This window comes from Nonomuraea sp. NPDC003201, assembly GCF_053590415.1.
Window position 1 is genome coordinate 59,061 of record NZ_JBSFTC010000008.1, and the last position, 14,989, is coordinate 74,049.

Annotated in this window: 15 protein-coding genes; 7 read left to right on the forward strand and 8 right to left on the reverse strand. The window is 68.6% G+C overall.

Translation table 11 applies throughout. The features are described from left to right. The first annotated feature begins 83 nt into the window (after positions 1-83). From ACWDX9_RS06105 to ACWDX9_RS06115, 3 genes are read left to right on the forward strand one after another with little or no spacing between them, the layout of a single operon-like run. Positions 84-908: a hypothetical protein gene (locus ACWDX9_RS06105; protein ID WP_449949611.1), complete on the forward strand. Its 825-nt coding sequence runs from the start codon at positions 84-86 to the stop codon at positions 906-908. 9 nt (positions 909-917) lie between these two features. After that, positions 918-1,652 (forward strand): hypothetical protein, encoded by a 735-nt coding sequence (locus ACWDX9_RS06110; protein ID WP_364264212.1) that lies wholly within the window; start codon positions 918-920, stop codon positions 1,650-1,652. Further along, positions 1,649-3,055 carry an O-antigen ligase family protein gene (locus ACWDX9_RS06115; protein WP_449949613.1) on the forward strand — a complete coding sequence of 469 codons (1,407 nt, stop codon included), beginning with the start codon at positions 1,649-1,651 and terminating at the stop codon, positions 3,053-3,055. Before ACWDX9_RS06110 ends, ACWDX9_RS06115 begins: the two co-directional genes overlap by 4 nt. On the opposite strand, the gene ACWDX9_RS06120 is transcribed toward ACWDX9_RS06115, so the two are convergent. Continuing rightward, complete coding sequence (locus ACWDX9_RS06120; RefSeq protein ID WP_449949615.1) at positions 2,944-3,492, reverse strand: dTDP-4-dehydrorhamnose 3,5-epimerase family protein; 549 nt, start codon at positions 3,490-3,492, stop codon at positions 2,944-2,946. The two genes, ACWDX9_RS06115 and ACWDX9_RS06120, sit on opposite strands and share 112 nt — an antisense overlap. A 54-nt stretch (positions 3,493-3,546) precedes the next feature. Next, positions 3,547-4,485, reverse strand: a complete 939-nt coding sequence (locus ACWDX9_RS06125) for a glycosyltransferase family 2 protein (protein WP_449949617.1) — start codon at positions 4,483-4,485, stop codon at positions 3,547-3,549. A 91-nt stretch (positions 4,486-4,576) separates the two neighbouring features. Here ACWDX9_RS06125 and ACWDX9_RS06130 point away from each other — a divergent pair, with 91 nt between their 5' ends. From ACWDX9_RS06130 to ACWDX9_RS06140, 3 genes are all read left to right on the forward strand, one after another. Then, positions 4,577-5,389, forward strand: coding sequence for a 2OG-Fe(II) oxygenase (locus ACWDX9_RS06130; RefSeq protein WP_357751752.1), 813 nt, complete (start codon positions 4,577-4,579; stop codon positions 5,387-5,389). Then, on the forward strand, positions 5,389-6,312 hold the full coding sequence (locus ACWDX9_RS06135) for a right-handed parallel beta-helix repeat-containing protein (RefSeq protein ID WP_350733545.1): 924 nt from the start codon (positions 5,389-5,391) through the stop codon (positions 6,310-6,312). Before ACWDX9_RS06130 ends, ACWDX9_RS06135 begins: the two co-directional genes overlap by 1 nt. 672 nt (positions 6,313-6,984) lie before the next feature. Further along, positions 6,985-7,944 carry a hypothetical protein gene (locus ACWDX9_RS06140; RefSeq protein ID WP_449949620.1) on the forward strand — a complete coding sequence of 320 codons (960 nt, stop codon included), beginning with the start codon at positions 6,985-6,987 and terminating at the stop codon, positions 7,942-7,944. On the opposite strand, the gene ACWDX9_RS06145 is transcribed toward ACWDX9_RS06140, so the two are convergent. From ACWDX9_RS06145 to ACWDX9_RS06170, 6 genes are all read right to left on the reverse strand, one after another. Further along, the gene (locus tag ACWDX9_RS06145) at positions 7,941-8,597 is read right to left on the reverse strand and encodes a hypothetical protein (RefSeq protein ID WP_449949622.1); all 657 of its coding nucleotides are present in this window, start codon (positions 8,595-8,597) and stop codon (positions 7,941-7,943) included. The two genes, ACWDX9_RS06140 and ACWDX9_RS06145, sit on opposite strands and share 4 nt — an antisense overlap. A gap of 44 nt (positions 8,598-8,641) precedes the next feature. Further along, on the reverse strand, positions 8,642-9,580 hold the full coding sequence (locus ACWDX9_RS06150) for an NAD-dependent epimerase/dehydratase family protein (protein ID WP_449949624.1): 939 nt from the start codon (positions 9,578-9,580) through the stop codon (positions 8,642-8,644). A gap of 61 nt (positions 9,581-9,641) precedes the next feature. Next, entirely contained in the window at positions 9,642-10,688 is a 1,047-nt protein-coding gene (locus tag ACWDX9_RS06155; RefSeq protein ID WP_449949627.1) for a 2-oxoacid:ferredoxin oxidoreductase subunit beta, read from the reverse strand. Next, positions 10,681-12,525: a 2-oxoacid:acceptor oxidoreductase subunit alpha gene (locus ACWDX9_RS06160; protein WP_355206698.1), complete on the reverse strand. Its 1,845-nt coding sequence runs from the start codon at positions 12,523-12,525 to the stop codon at positions 10,681-10,683. Before ACWDX9_RS06160 ends, ACWDX9_RS06155 begins: the two co-directional genes overlap by 8 nt. Before the next feature lie 191 nt (positions 12,526-12,716). After that, positions 12,717-12,806: a putative leader peptide gene (locus tag ACWDX9_RS06165; RefSeq protein ID WP_350733556.1), complete on the reverse strand. Its 90-nt coding sequence runs from the start codon at positions 12,804-12,806 to the stop codon at positions 12,717-12,719. A gap of 33 nt (positions 12,807-12,839) precedes the next feature. Beyond that, the gene (locus ACWDX9_RS06170) at positions 12,840-14,315 is read right to left on the reverse strand and encodes a polysaccharide deacetylase family protein (RefSeq protein ID WP_449949630.1); all 1,476 of its coding nucleotides are present in this window, start codon (positions 14,313-14,315) and stop codon (positions 12,840-12,842) included. Between the two features lie 176 nt (positions 14,316-14,491). Between ACWDX9_RS06170 and ACWDX9_RS06175 the strand changes: the two genes are divergently transcribed. Further along, complete coding sequence (locus ACWDX9_RS06175) at positions 14,492-14,863, forward strand: NADH-quinone oxidoreductase subunit A (RefSeq protein WP_449949633.1); 372 nt, start codon at positions 14,492-14,494, stop codon at positions 14,861-14,863. The last annotated feature ends 126 nt before the right edge of the window (positions 14,864-14,989 follow it).

Here is a 14,989-nt window from a genome sequence, read left to right on the forward strand (position 1 = left end):
CCAAAATGGAGTTCTGGAAGACGATCCTTGGTCTTCTCCGCCGAGTTCTCATTGGCCCGCCACTGATCTGTCTCTCGATCCTGGTGGGCGTTGTGGTGTACACGGTCATTCCGGCGCACTACACGACCGATGTCTCCCTCGTGCTGGCCACGCCGGTGAACGGGGGCACCGTCCCCTCCGACAAGACCAAGCAGGGGCTCACCAACCCGTTCCTCTCCTTCAACGACGCGCTGAAGACCGGGGCGAGCATCGTCATCCTGTCGATGAACACGCAGGACGTCTGGACGCAGCTCGGCGCGCCCAAGAACGGCCCGACGGAGATCACGATCGACGACGGGCGCTCCAACCCCAACGTCCTGGACATCAACGGGCCCTACATCTACATCAGGGTCGACAGCGAGTCTCCTCGGCAGGCCACGGCCGTGCTGATGGCGGCGCGCGAGCGCGTGGCGACCGAGCTGTTCAAATGGCAGAAGGCGCTCGGCGCTCCGGCGAACACCTTCATCACGTCCACCGACATCGTGCCGCCGTCCACGCCCGAGGCCGACCACAGCGTGAACTGGCAGGGGGCGCTCGGCGGCGCCGTGCTCTGCCTGTTCCTGGGCCTCGGCATCGCCTACGGCGTGGTGACCAGGCGCGCGCCCAAGCAGCCGAAGCAGCCGGAGCCCCCGCTCCCCCCGGCGGTGCCCCTGGCGGCACCCTTGGCGGTCCCGGTGGCGGTTCCGGTGGTCACTCCCGTGGCGGCGCCGGCGCCGGAGCCGGTGGCGGCGCAGGCGGACGAGCCCGTCGAACTGGCGGAGCTCGACGAGGACAGCTCCAGCACCATGGAGTTCCCCATCTACCGGGGGGAGCCTCTCTCGCCCGTGCCCTGGCCCGGCAAGGCGGCCCAGGACAACGGCGAGGGATGAGGCCCGCGCATGGACTTCTGGGCGACGGCGACCGTTCTGTTCAGGCGGTGGTACGTGACGATTCCGGCCTTCCTGCTCACGGTCGTGGGAGCCGTCGGCGTCTTCGCCGTGGCGCCCAAGACCTTCATCTCCAGCTCGGCGCTCGTCCTCACCCTGCCGGTCACCGGCGGCAGCGTGCCGAGCGACCCCAGGTTCCCCAACCCCCGCACCAACCCCCTGGTCTCCTTCGACCAGGGGTTGAGCATGACCTCGTCGATCCTCATCCAGGCGCTGAACACCCCTGAGGCGGTCGCCAAGGTCGGCGCGCCGATCGGCGGCGACGTCACGCTCAAGATCACCAGCGGTGGCACCAACCCCGAGATGATGCCGGCGACCCCCTTCATCGTCATCACCTGTGAGGCGCCGAGCGCCGAGCTGGCCCACGGCATCGTCGTGAAGGTCACCGAGCTGGCCCAGCAGGAGCTGCGCGCCCGGCAGCGGCAGGTCAAGGCGCCGCCCACCACCTACGTGAGCGCCACCGTCGTGGTGCCGCCCACCCAACCCGACGAGAAGAAGGGCAGCCGGATGCGCAGCGCGGTGGTCACCGGGGCGCTGGCGTTCTTCATGAGCCTGTTCGCCGCCTTCGCGGCCGAGAGCTTCGCCCGCCATCGCCGGGCCCGCCGCCGCCCGACGCCGCCCGAGCTCGGACTCTACGAGCCCGTCGCGAGCAACGGAACGCGGTCGCTGGCTGGACGCGAAGGATGACCGGGGTCAACCTGGCCCAGCGGCCGCTCCGGCGCGCCGACGGCGCCACGCTGGTCTGCTTCTTCGTCGTGGTCCTGCTGATGCTTCCGGCCCGCCTGGCGGTGGCCGGGCTTCCGCTGTCGCTCACGCCCGCCGAGATCATGGCTCTGGTGCTGGGCGTGGTGTGGGTGTGCGCGCAGATGATCAGTACGACCGGCGTGGCCAAGGGCGGCAACCCGGTCCGCACCTCGATCTTCGTGTACGGCATGCTCCTGCTGGCGATCTACGGGTACACGACCTACCTGTACCTGCCGTCCGACGAGCTCAACCTCTCCGACCACACGTTCGTGCTCTACGCGGGCTACGTGAGCCTGCTGCTGATGGTCTGCGACGGCATCGACAGCCGCGAGCGCCTCGACTTCGTGCTCAAGGCGGTCGTGATCGGCGGAACGTTCGCGGCGATCGTCGCCCTGCTGCAGTTCAGGCTCGACTTCGACCTCACCAAGTACATGCAGATCCCCGGGCTGCGCCACTCCTCCGTCGAGGAGGTGCCGACCGTGATCTCCCGATCGGACCTGCGCCGCGTCGCCGGCACGCTCGGGCACCCGATCGAGTTCGGCGCGGTGTCGGCGATGCTGCTGCCGCTGGCCGCGCATCTCGGCTTCCAGGCGCGCAGCCGCGGCCAGGCCGCGACCCGCTGGTGGATCTGCGCCGCCATCATCGCGGCCGGCCTGATGTTCTCGGTCTCCAGGACCGCCGTGCTCGGCCTGGCGGGGGCGGGGCTGATCCTCCTGCTCGGCTGGTCCAACCGGCGCCGGATCGTCACCATCGGCGCGTTCGTGGTGTTCCTGGGCTTCATGAAGGTCCTGGCGCCGGGCCTGATCGGAACGTTCTACAACCTGTTCGCCGGCGCCGGCGAGGACAGCAGCATCATCTACCGCACCCACGACTACCCGTTCGCGATGCGGGAGTTCGACAAGAGCCCGGTCTTCGGCCGTGGGCTCGGCACCTGGTATCCGTTCAAGCATCAGGTGTTCGACAACCAGTACCTGCTGTCACTGGTCGAGACCGGGGTGCTCGGCGTGCTGGGGTTCGTCGGCGTGATCGGGTGCGGGATCGTCGTGGCCCTCTGGGTCCGCCGGTTGAGCTCCGACCCGAACGTACGCAACCTGGGCCTGACCATCGCCGCCTGCCTGGTGATCCCGCTGCTGGGGGCGGCCACCTTCGACCTGCTCTCCTTCCCCGGCATCACCAGCGTGATGTTCCTGCTGGTCGGCGCGGCGGGGGCGCTGCTGCGGTTCGAGCGGCGGGATCAGGCGGACAAGATGGTCCTGAGCTCCTTCCAGGAGCCCGCCGACCTGTCGCGCTCGCTGATCGCGGTGACCGGCAACGGCCAGGGCAGCGCGAGGTCGGGGTCGTCGTAGCGGACGGCCAGGTCCTCGGCGGGGTCGTGCTCCCGGTCGATGCGGTAGCAGACGTCGGCGTGCTCGGTCAGCGCCTGGTAGCCGTGCAGGATGCCCGGCGGCACGTAGAGGTGCGCGAACGACACGTCGTCGAGCCGGACGGTGATGTGGGAGCCGAACATCGGCGAGGCCGGCCGCGCGTCCACCAGGATGTCGAGCACCGCGCCGTGCGCGGCCCGTACCAGCTTGGCCTCGCCCCGGCCCGAGCGGCCGTGCATCCCCCTGATCGTGCCCAGGCGCGAGCGCGACTGGCTGTCCTGGACGAACGCGGTGTGGTCCAGCCCGTGCTCCGCGGCGATCACGGCGTCGAAGGTCCTGGTGAAGAAGCCCCGATCGTCGTGGCTGGGCGTCGGCACGAACAGCAGCACGCCCTCAAGCTCCAGGTGCTCGACTCTCATGGTGTTCCTCTCATCCAGGTAGGGTCCGCAACTCATCCGGGTAGGGTCCGCAACTCATCCGGGCAGGGTGCGCAACCGGCGGGAGGGCCGCAGGAGGGCCACGACCGACGCTCTGGCCGTGCGGCGGCCCGCGGCGGCCCGCATGGCCTCGCCGAGCAGGACCGCGAGATAGAAGCCCGCGCTCGCGATCCTGCCCCGGCGCTGCCGGAACAGCCGCACGCGGTTGACCGTGAGCAGCGCGGCCAGCATCGGGCTGGTCTTCGCCTCGCCGCCGATGTGCTCGACCACGGCGGCGGGCTCGTACCAGAGGCTCCAGCCCCCGTCCGCGGCCCGCAGCGCGTACTCGGTCTCCTCGCTGTACAGCAGGAACGACTCGTCCCACGGGCCGACCTCGGTGAGCGCCGCGACGGAGATGAGCATGGCGGCCCCGGTGGCCCAGTCCGCGGGGCCCGGCCGCTCGTAGCGGTCCGGATCGACGATCATCTCGCCCAGCGCGCCGACGCGGCCCGCCAGGTGCCCGCCGAGCACCGCCTCGGCCAGCGCGCGGCGTACGGCCGGCGTGCGGCGGAGCGAGTGGTGGAGCACACCCTCGGTGCTGATCAGCCGGGGGACGGCGATGCCGGTGCCCGGACGCCCGAGGGCCTCGCACAGCACGGCCAGCGAGCCGGGGCGAAGGCGGCAGTCGGGGTTCATCACGAAGATCGCGTCGAGCTCGTGGAGGTCGAGCGCCGCGATGCCGGCGTTGATCGCCGCCGCGTACCCGGCGTTCCTGCCCACTGGCACGGGACGCATGGGCAGGCCGGCGGCCTGTTCGGCGATGCGGAGCGAGTCGTCCTTGGAGGCGTTGTCCGCCACGACGACGGCCGCGAGATCCACCCCATCGGCGCCCTCGGGCAGAGAGGCCAGGCAACCGCCGAGGACCGGAGCGCTGTTGTAGGTCACGATCACGATCGCGACTCGGGGGCAGCCGGGCTTCACATGTCCCCATCGCACCCCAGCAATGGAGCGTTACAGGTAACAGATGACACGGCTGAGGCGATGACGAGATAGGGGCCGCGGTGTCGTAGAGACGGAGACACATTTCATGCAGGATCTGCAGGCTTTCACCTTCCGCCGGGATGACCTCTTCCCGTTGGCGGACAAGTATTCCGAGCAGTTCCGTACGGCCTCGCCGTTCCGCCATGTGGTCATCGACGACTTCCTGCCGCCCGAGGTGCTGGAGCCCGTCCTCGACGAGTTCCCCGAGCCGCGGGACGCCACCTGGCAGCGGTTCGACACCGCGCGCGAGGTGAAGCTGGCGCTGGCCGACACCGAGCGCATGGGGCCGGCCACCCGGCACCTGCTGGCGGAGTTCAACAGTGGGGTGTTCGTCCAGTTTCTCGAACGGCTGACCGGCATCACGCAGCTCGTCTCCGACCCGCACTTCGAGGGGGGCGGCCTGCACCAGATCCGGCCGGGCGGCTTCCTCAAGGTGCACGCCGACTTCAACAAGAGCCGGAAGCTCAACCTCGACCGCCGGCTCAACGGCCTGCTCTACCTCAACAAGGACTGGGAGGAGAGCTACGGCGGGCACCTGCAGCTGTGGAACAAGGACATGACCGAGTGCGAGGGCAAGATCCTCCCGCTCTTCAACCGGTTCGTGGTGTTCGCCACGACCGACGACGCCAACCACGGGCACCCGGACCCGCTGACCTGTCCGCCGGACCGGGCGCGGCGCTCGATGGCGCTGTACTACTACTCCAACGGCCGGCCCGAGGAAGAGACCACCGACGAGCACACCACGCTGTTCAAGCAGCGGCCCGGCGAGGCGTGGAAGAGCAACCTGCGCCAGGTCGCCAAGCGGTGGACGCCACCGGCGCTGGCCGACCTCGTCGGCGGCCGGAAGCCCAACGCCTAGTGAGGTCGTCCGCCATAGGCTGGTGTCTCGGCCTGGGCCTGGTCGTGCTGCTGAGCGGGTGCCAGAACGGTGGCGCCCAGGACAAGCCGCTCGCCACCCAGTCGCTCGCCACGACCCCGACCACGTCCGCCTCGGCCCCGCCGCTGAACCCGGCCGAGCGGAGCTGGCCGGGACCGGACAACACGGGTGTGCCCAGCGGCGTGCCGCTGCGCGAATCCGGATCCATCCGGGTGACCAAGAACGGCACGGTCATCGACGGCGTCGAGGTGACCGGCTACATCACGGTCGAGGCCGACGACGTGACCATCCGCAACACGCGCGTCCGCGGCACCAAGGGCTGGTGGGGGATCCTCCAGCGCGAGGGGCGCACCGGGCTGAAGGTCGAGGACAGCGAGATCTTCGGCAACGGCAAGGAGCGGACCCAGTTCGGCATCCTCAACCAGGGCAAGATGATCACGGTGCGCCGGGTGGACATCCACACGATCTCCAACGGCATCCTGACCCAGCAGGGCCTGGTCGAGGACTCGTACGTGCACGACCCGAAGTACTACTCCGGCGACCACACCGACATGATCATGTCGACCGGGCCGCCCGCCGCCGGGACCGAGCTGATCATCCGGCGTAACACGGTGATCAACACGCTGGACCAGACGGGCGCGATCGCGCTGTTCCAGGACTTCGGCGTGGTCAAGAACGTGACGGTGGAGGGCAACCTGCTGGCCGGGGGCGGCTGGTCGCTGTACGCGGGCGCCGGGGCCAAGGGCACCTCGTCGAACATCAAGGTGATCGGCAACGTTTTCAGCCGCAGGGTGTGGCCGAAGGGCGGGTCTGCCGGGCCGGTTTCTTATTGGGATAAGGACGGGCCCGGAAATACGTGGCACAGTAACACCTGGGAAAACGGTGGGGCGGTAAGTCCGGGATAACGTGCTTTTTGATCATCATTGAGAAAGCTGAGCTTTCTGGGAATTGAGGGGTAAAGGAGTCCTTTTTCGGCAAAAAGCCCCTCTTAGTGCTTCCGGCATGGCTACTCTCTCCCCTTGGGGACTCGATATGGCCGTGATCGGAAGGAGTCACCTGTGTCAAGGCATCGGCGGAGTACGCGAAGTAAGAGGCGGACCGGGTGGTTATCCCTGGCCGGTGTCTCCGCCGTGGCGGTGCTGGCGGGCGGATACGGCGTCATCGCCTCTGATGTGCTGAAGCCTCAGGCGGCCCTGACGGACGCGAGCGGGGGAGCACGGGCTTCGGTCTCACCGCGGGCGGCCGCCGGTCAGAAGTCCCGGCCGCGCCCCACCACGGAGAGCCCGCGGCCACGGAAGACCAAGGGCCATTGGTGGTGGCCCCGGTGGCCCACCAAGAAGCCGACCTCGCGGCCGACGCGCAGGCCGACGGAGACGCCGGGGCCCGGCGATTCCGCGACTCCGACGGAGACACCGGCGACCGGCGATTCCGCGACTCCGACCGCGACGCCGATCAAGACGCCGACCCTGATCTCCTCACCGACGCCTCGGCCGACGAGGACCAGGACGCCGACTCCTCCTCCTGTGACACCCACGCCGACCTCGACGTCGACGGTGACGCCGATCCCAACTCCGACGGTGACGCCGACCCCGACCCGGACCCCCACCCCGACCCGGACCCCGACTCCCACCAGGACGCCGACTCCGACTCCGACGGCGACTCCCACCAGGACGCTTCCCGGCACCCCCACGCAGACGCCCCCTAGCACTCCCACCCCCACTCCCTCTCCGACGAAGACGCCGACGACCGCACCGCCGCCGAGCGGTGGCTGGCCCGGCCCCGGGAACACGGGCGTCCCCGAGGGCACCGAACTGGTCCGCAAGACCGGCTCGATCGTCATCAAGGAGGACGGCAAGGTCATCGACGGCTGGGACATCACCGGTGACATCACGGTCGAGGCCGACAACGTGACCATCCGCAACACCCGGGTGCGCGGGCAGACCGACTACTGGGGCATCCTCCAGCGCGAGGGCTTCTCGGGCCTCAAGGTCGAGGACAGCGAGATCTTCGGCAACGGCAAGCAGCGCACCCAGTTCGGCATCCTCAACCAGGGCAAGATGATCACCGTGCGCCGGGTGGACATCCACACGATCTCCAACGGCATCCTCACCGACCAGGGCCTGGTCGAGGACTCGTACGTGCACGACCCGAAGTACTACTCCGGCGACCACACCGACATGATCATGTCAACGGGCACCGCCGCCGCCGGCACCGAGCTGATCATCCGGCGCAACACCGTGATCAACACGCTCGACCAGACGGGCGCGATCGCGCTCTTCCAGGACTTCGGCGTGACCCGCAACGTCACCGTGCAGGGCAACCTGCTGGCCGGGGGCGGCTGGTCGCTCTACGCGGGCGCCGGCCGGAAGGGCCTGTCCTCGAACATCAAGGTGATCGACAACGTCTTCAGCCGCAAGGTGTGGCCGAAGGGCGGCTCCGCCGGCCCGGTGTCGTACTGGGACTCCAACGGGCCGGGCAACGTCTGGAAGGGCAACACCTGGGAGAGCGGCGGCGCGAGCGTGCTGGCCGCGGACTAGGTGCGGATCGCGATGACCGACTTCACCAGCCCGGCCAGCCGCTCGAAGCGGATCTGGGACTTGGGGAAGTAGTGCCGCATCTCGGTCACGCTGAGCAGCTCGACCTCCATGGCGATCATCCGGGCGGCGTCGCGGTCGGAGGTCGGGGTGTGGACGAGCGGCCAGCGGCGCAGGATCGTCGTCCGCGCGGCGAGCGGCAGGAACTGGAACCCCGGGAACAGGAAGTGCGGCTCGACCGGGAAATAGCGGTAGGGCGTCTGCACCCAGTGCCGGTCGGCCATCTCGTGCACGGTGTCGGCGAACCGCTGCCGGCGCTGGTGCCCGCCGACGTGTTCGATGACCGCGTTGGAGAAGACGAGGTCGTAGCGCGAGCCACGGATCGCGGCCGGTAGGTCGCAGGCGTCGGCGACATCGGCCCGCAGCCATCCCGGCAGGTCGGTGGGCGGCTGCTCGAGGTTGACGATGTGGACGTGGGCCGGCCTGACCGGGGCGCGCATCCAGGCCCCGGCCGTGCCGCCGAGGTCGAGCACGTTCATCTGGTCGAGGTCGGGGAACCGGTCGGCGAACCACTGCCACCGTCGCGCCCGTGCCTTGGCCCCCAGCGAGTCCGGAGCGTCCACGAAACGGCTGCGCAGGGCATTAAGACGGCTCATAAAGGCGCTCCTCCGGCCAGACAAGTACCTCTATGCTCCCAGAATTATGCCGGGCCCGGCTGAGCGTGTGATTCTTTGTGACATTCTTGCGACGCATACCAATCGACAGTTCGGCGCAACCCTTCGTCCAATTCCGTGACAGGACGCCAGCCGAGCCGGTCCGCGGCCGGGGCTATGTCGCCGACCTGCGTAATATCGTGCGGGCGATCGGGGGTGGCGCCGAATTCGGGCCGCGTGCTCGTGCCGGTGATCCGATAAATCCGCTCGACGACCTCATGGGCCGGGGTCTTGACGCCGGTGCCGATATCCAGCGTGTGTCCGACGGCTTTGTCTGATTCGCCCGCCAGGACGAACGCGTCGACGACATCGTCGACATAGATCCAGTCGGCGAGCTTGGTGGCCTTGGTGAGCCGGGGGTGCTGGCCCCGCAGGAGGCAGAGCGTCACGTACGGCACGAGCTTGGTGGTGTCGGGCTGGGCGGGCCCGTAGACCATGCTGGGGCGCAGGACGGTGACGGGCAGGTCCCAGAGCCGGTGGTAGAGCTGCGCGTAGCCGGTGGCGGCCCATTTGGACATCGCGTACGCCGAAGACGGCGGGGCCTGGTCGTTGCCCGGGCGCGGCTCCTCGATGGAGCCGGTGAAGACGGTCCTGATGCCGCGTTCGTGCGCGGCGGCCAGCACGTTGACCCCGCCGATGACGTTGCTCTCCAGGGTGGCGCGCAGGACCTCGTCACCTCTCGATCCGGTGACCTCACCGGCGAGGTGGAACAGGAGCGTCGGCCGTACCGACCGGAAGAGCCGCGTCGTCGCCTCGGCGTCGCTCAGGCTCGCCACGTGCCAGGTCTCGCCATGGCGAGCCTGCTGGGGGCGGCGGCTGACGGCGTGCACCTGAGCGCCGAGCGCTCGTAGGCGCGTCACCAGGTGTGAGCCGATGAATCCGGCCGCCCCTGTCACCAGCACCACGGTCTCCGGCCAATACGACATCGTGGATTGACCTCCGTGGGAGATGGAGCCGTTCGGGCCGACGGCTCCATCTAATCATCAACTAGCCGATGCGCCAGGTGTCTCCACCAAGGAGCAGGTCGCTCAGGTCGCCGGGGCCCTTCTGCGCCACGGCCTCCTCCAGCTGCTCGGCCATCAGCACGTCGTACGCCGGCCGGTCGATCTGCCGGAAGATGCCGATCGGCACGTGCTCGAACGCCGGCTCGTCCAGCCTGCTGAGCGCGAAGGCCACCGACGGGTCGGGAGCGTGCGCGTCGTGCACGAGGATCTGGTCCTCGCCCACGCCGTCGCGCGCCACCACCTCGATGCCGCCGTTGGCCGCCCGAACGACGGCCTTGGAGGCGCTCACGATCGGCTGGCCGTGCTCCAGACGCAGCGTGATGTCGTCGCGGACCTCGGGGTCCTTGAGCTGCTCGAAGGCGTTGTCGTTGAAGATGTTGCAGTTCTGGTAGATCTCCACCAGCGAGGTGCCGCGGTGCGCGGTGGCCTCGCGCAGCACCGACTGCAGGTGCTTGCGGTCGGAGTCGATGGTGCGGGCCACGAACGACGCCTCGGCGCCGAGGGCCAGCGAGATCGGGTTGAACGGCTTGTCCAGCGAGCCCATCGGCGTCGACTTGGTGATCTTGCCGACCTCGGAGGTGGGTGAGTACTGGCCCTTGGTCAGCCCGTAGATCCGGTTGTTGAACAGCAGGATGTTCAGGTTGACGTTGCGGCGCAGCGCGTGGATCAGGTGGTTGCCGCCGATCGACAGCGCATCGCCGTCACCGGTGATCACCCACACCGACAGGTCGGGCCGGGAGGCGGCCAGCCCCGTCGCGATGGCGGGCGCGCGACCGTGGATCGAGTGGAAACCGTACGTGTTGAGGTAGTACGGGAAGCGCGACGAGCAGCCGATGCCCGACACGAACACGATGTTCTCGCGCTTGAGCCCCAGCTCCGGCAGGAAGCTCTGCACCGCGGCCAGGATGGCGTAGTCGCCGCAGCCGGGGCACCAGCGGACCTCCTGGTCGGACTTGAAGTCCTTCAGGGTCTGCTTGCCGTCGGTCTTGGGGATGAGCGACAGGCCCTTCCCGTTTACGAGCTCAGTCACTGTCGATCACGTCCTGGATGACTCCGGCCAGCTCCTCGGCCTTGAACGGGAGCCCGCGCACACGGTTGTAGCTGATCACGTCGACGAGGTAGCGGGCCCGCAGCAGCAGCGCGAGCTGGCCGAGGTTGATCTCGGGCAGCAGCACCTTGTCGTAGCTCTTGAGCACCTCGCCGGTGTTGGCCGGTAGCGGGTTGAGGTGGCGCAGGTGGGCCTGGGCGACCTTGCCGCCGTTCCTCCTGATCCGGCGGACGGCCGCGGCGATCGGCCCGTACGTCGAGCCCCAGCCGATGACCAGCACCTTCGCGTCGCCGTCGGGGTCGTCGACCGCCAGCTCCGGCACGTCGATGCCGGCGATCTTCGCGGCACGCGTGCGGACCATCAGGTCGTGGTTGTTCGGGTCGTACGAGATGTTGCCGGTGCCGTCGGCCTTCTCGATGCCGCCGATGCGGTGCTCGAGGCCGGCCGTGCCGGGGATGGCCCACGGGCGGGCCAGCGTCTCGGTGTCCCGCTTGTACGGCAGGAACTCGCCGTCGGCGCCGTTGGGGGCCTCGGTGAAGGGCTGCGAAATGTCCGGCAAGTCGGAAACTTCGGGCAGGCGCCAGGGCTCCGAGCCGTTGGCCAGGTAGCCGTCCGAGAGCAGCATGACCGGGGTGCGGTACTTGACCGCGATCCTGGTGGCCTCGATGGCGGCGTCGAAGCAGTCGCTCGGCGACATCGGCGCCACGATCGGCACCGGGGACTCGCCGTTGCGGCCGAACATGGCCATGAGCAGGTCGGTCTGCTCGGTCTTGGTCGGCATGCCGGTGCTCGGCCCCGCGCGCTGCACGTCCACGATGATCAGCGGCAGCTCCGTGGTGACCGCCAGGCCGACGGTCTCGGCCTTCAGCGCCACACCCGGACCGGACGTGGTGGTCACGCCGAGCGCTCCGCCGAACGCGGCCCCGAGCGCCGCGCCGACGCCCGCGATCTCGTCCTCCGCCTGGAAGGTGCGGATGCCGAACCGCTTGTGCTTGCTCAGCTCGTGCAGGATGTCGCTGGCCGGGGTGATCGGGTAGGAGCCCAGGAACAGCGGGAGCTTGGACTGCACGCTGGCGGCGATCAGACCGTACGCGAGGGCCTGGTTGCCGGAGATGTTGCGATAGACGCCGGGAGCGAGCTGGGCGGGCTTGACCTCGTACGAGACGGAGAAGGACTCGGTGGTCTCGCCGTAGTTCCAGCCTGCCTGGAAGGCGGCGATGTTGGCCTTGGCGATGTCCGGCTTCTTCGCGAACTTCTGCTCGAGGAACTTGATGGTGTGCTCGGTCGGCCGGTGGTAGAGCCAGCTGAGCAGGCCCAGCGCGAACATGTTCTTCGACCGCTCGGCGTCCTTCTTGGACAGCTCGAAGCCCTCGAGGGCCTTGACGGTGAGCGAGGTCAGCGGCACCGCGTGCACGCGCCACTCGCTGAGCGAGTCGTCCTCCAGCGGGTTGGCGTCGTAGCCGACCTTCTGCAGGTTGCGCTTGGTGAACTCGTCGATGTTGGCGATGATGTCCGCGCCTCTGGGCAGGTCGCCCAGGTTGGCCTTGAGAGCGGCCGGGTTCATGGCCACGAGCACGTTCGGCGCGTCGCCGGGCGTGAGAATGTCGTGGTCGGCGAAGTGGAGCTGGAAGCTCGACACACCCGGCAAGGTGCCTGCGGGTGCACGGATCTCGGCGGGGAAGTTGGGGAGCGTCGACAGGTCGTTGCCGAACTCCGCCGTGCCCGCGGTGAAGCGGTCGCCGGTGAGCTGCATGCCGTCGCCGGAGTCTCCGGCGAATCTGATGATCACGCGGTCGAGTTGCTGGACCTGCTTGTTCACAGCGCCTCCCTCGTCAGTGCTGTGAACGAAACTCGACTGTGCTCATTGGTGCCCTCGCTGCGCTGGGTCACGGCTCAGTCCTCCTCGACGCCCGAGGCGCGGTTGCCCGGGGCGCGTTCTCTGTATCCATGCTAGATCCTCGGAAGGTCACGCGTTTGCGTCCCGCGCATAGCGGGTAAACGCGGTCGAAGTCAGGGTGAGGTGGGAGAACGACGACACAGCCCGGACGCGAGCCTGCAGAGGTCCACATGCAGGCGGGCGTACAGAACGGTTCGGGTCACGAGCGCCAACTATACGTCCCCCCAATACGTGTCTTACGTCAGGGGGCGCTTACCCGGCAGCTCGCTCCCCGACCGGTACAGGTGTCCGGCCTGCATCCCTGCCGAGCCGTACAACTCAGGAACGGTGACGAAGCTGTAACCCTTCCCGCGCAGCCGTTTGAGGATGTCCGGAACCGCGTCAACCGTTTCCCGGTGGATGTCGTGCATGAGAATGATCGCACCTGGATGCGCCTTGCGCACGGCAAGGTCCGCGATGTCGCCCGCTTTATCTGCGAACAGATCCTTGACGTCGATGTCCCAGTCGACCAGGGCCAGCCCCAGTTCGGCCGCGACGTCGCGCACGGCCTGGCTCGCGGTCCCGTACGGCGCGCGCGCGAGCGTCGGCCGCTGCCCGATGGCGGTGGAGACCGCGTCCTCGGTGCGCGCGAGCGAGTCGGTGATCCGGCTCGTCGCCTGTTTCGAGAGGTCCTTGTGGTCCCACGTGTGGTTGCCGACGAGGTGCCCTTCGGCGCTCATCCTCTTGACCAGCGTGGGCTGGGCGGCGGCGTTGGAGCCGACCACGAAGAACGTCGCCCTCGCCTGGCTTTTCCGCAAGATGTCCAGCAATTTAGCGGTATAAGGCCCGGGGCCGTCGTTGAACGTCAGCGCCACGCACTTGGCCTTGGCGCAGTCCACGGTCCCCGCCCGGTTGCTGGCGGCCTGCGGGCTCTCCGTGGGCGCCGTTTCGGGCCGCCGGATCGGCGCTCTCCTGGCCGCCTCCCGCACGCTGTCCTGCACCCGCCGCCCGAACTCGGACAGCAGCGGACGTACCCGCTCCGCCGGGATCGCCACGGCCAGCCGCCCCAGCGAGCACGGCCCGATCTGGCAGTCGTCGAACTCGACCACCAGGTCCCCGCCCCGGTTGAACGCCATTGAGTCGAACCGGTCGCCTCCGGCGCTGACCTCTTCCCGCTCGACCTGCGACCCGCGCCCCTTGAACTGCTCCCGCACCAGCTGGGCGAGCTGCCGCAGGGCGTGCTCGCCGTCGAGCAGCCCGGCCGACTCCGCCGCCTTGCCGCTGCGCCGGTCGAACCAGTACGTACGCGTGGAGTACGCCCAGCCCGCGCCCTGGAACTCGCCTGTCCGCAGCCGTACCGCGATGGCCTGGGGGGAGCCGGCGGCGAGCTGCCAGTCCACGTTCAGCTCGGGCCGCGAGGAGGCGGCGCGGCCTTTGGTCCGCCCGCCGAAGTCCCGCCACCTCCGCTCGGCCTCGGCGCGCAGGGCGCGGTTGAGCGCGGGGGCGTTCTGGAACTCGGGGTAGCTGATGTGCACATATCGGCTGCCGGTGTAGTGGTCGTCGGTGAGCGTCCTGGTGGACAGGCCGGCAACGGCCGCCGGGTCGACAAAGTCGATCATCGTCGGCTCTGCCGGGACCACGACGTCCCTCTCGGGGGAGACGGCCGCCAGATCGCAGGCGGTCGCCGAGAGGGCCAGCAGAGCGATTCCGGAAAAGAATCGCAATTTGTGCATGAATGTCAGGGTATGTTGCTGATCTTACTATTTACCCCGTCTTGACGTGATCACCACCGAGCCTTTGACCGGCTCGGGTACCTGGCGGGCGCTGATGCCTTCTGCGTCGGGGTTTGTGGCGGATTCCTGAACTTTGACCAGGTTCGTGATGGGGGTTCCGGGTTACGATCTCACTCATGGAGGGCTACTTCGGGTCCTACGTGCTCGTGGCCGCACTGCTCGCCATCGGCGTCGCCATCGTGGCCGGCGCCATGATGGCCAACCGCCTCCTCCGCCCGACCCGCCCGACCCCGGAGAAACTGACCACGTACGAGTGCGGGGTCGACCCGGTCGGGGAGGGGTGGGCGCAGTCGCAGGTCCGCTATTACGTCTTCACTTACCTGTATGTGGTGTTCGCGGTGGACGCCGTCTTCCTGTTCCCGTGGGCCACGATCTTCGACACGCCTGGGTATGGGCTGACGACGCTCGTGGAGATGTTCGTCTTCCTGGGCTTCATCGCCCTCGGCATCCTGTACGCCTGGCGCAAACGCGTACTCACCTGGACCTAACCCACCCACCCACCCACCTGCGCCTTCACCTGCCCCGCGCCTTCACCTGCACGGTGCCTTCACCGTCACCCGCACCTTCACCTGCACGGTGCCTTCACCGTCACCCGCACCTTCACCTGCACGGTG

Excerpts from the sequence above, each read along its gene's own strand:
- ACWDX9_RS06110 (WP_364264212.1), top strand. The coding sequence starts at position 918 with ATGGACTTCTGGGCGACGGCGACCGTTCTGTTCAGGCGGTGGTACGTG.
- ACWDX9_RS06115 (WP_449949613.1), top strand. The coding sequence starts at position 1,649 with ATGACCGGGGTCAACCTGGCCCAGCGGCCGCTCCGGCGCGCCGACGGC.
- ACWDX9_RS06120 (WP_449949615.1), bottom strand. The coding sequence starts at position 3,492 with ATGAGAGTCGAGCACCTGGAGCTTGAGGGCGTGCTGCTGTTCGTGCCG.
- ACWDX9_RS06130 (WP_357751752.1), top strand. The coding sequence starts at position 4,577 with ATGCAGGATCTGCAGGCTTTCACCTTCCGCCGGGATGACCTCTTCCCG.
- ACWDX9_RS06145 (WP_449949622.1), bottom strand. The coding sequence starts at position 8,597 with ATGAGCCGTCTTAATGCCCTGCGCAGCCGTTTCGTGGACGCTCCGGAC.
- ACWDX9_RS06150 (WP_449949624.1), bottom strand. The coding sequence starts at position 9,580 with ATGTCGTATTGGCCGGAGACCGTGGTGCTGGTGACAGGGGCGGCCGGA.
- ACWDX9_RS06170 (WP_449949630.1), bottom strand. The coding sequence starts at position 14,315 with ATGCACAAATTGCGATTCTTTTCCGGAATCGCTCTGCTGGCCCTCTCG.
- ACWDX9_RS06175 (WP_449949633.1), top strand. The coding sequence starts at position 14,492 with ATGGAGGGCTACTTCGGGTCCTACGTGCTCGTGGCCGCACTGCTCGCC.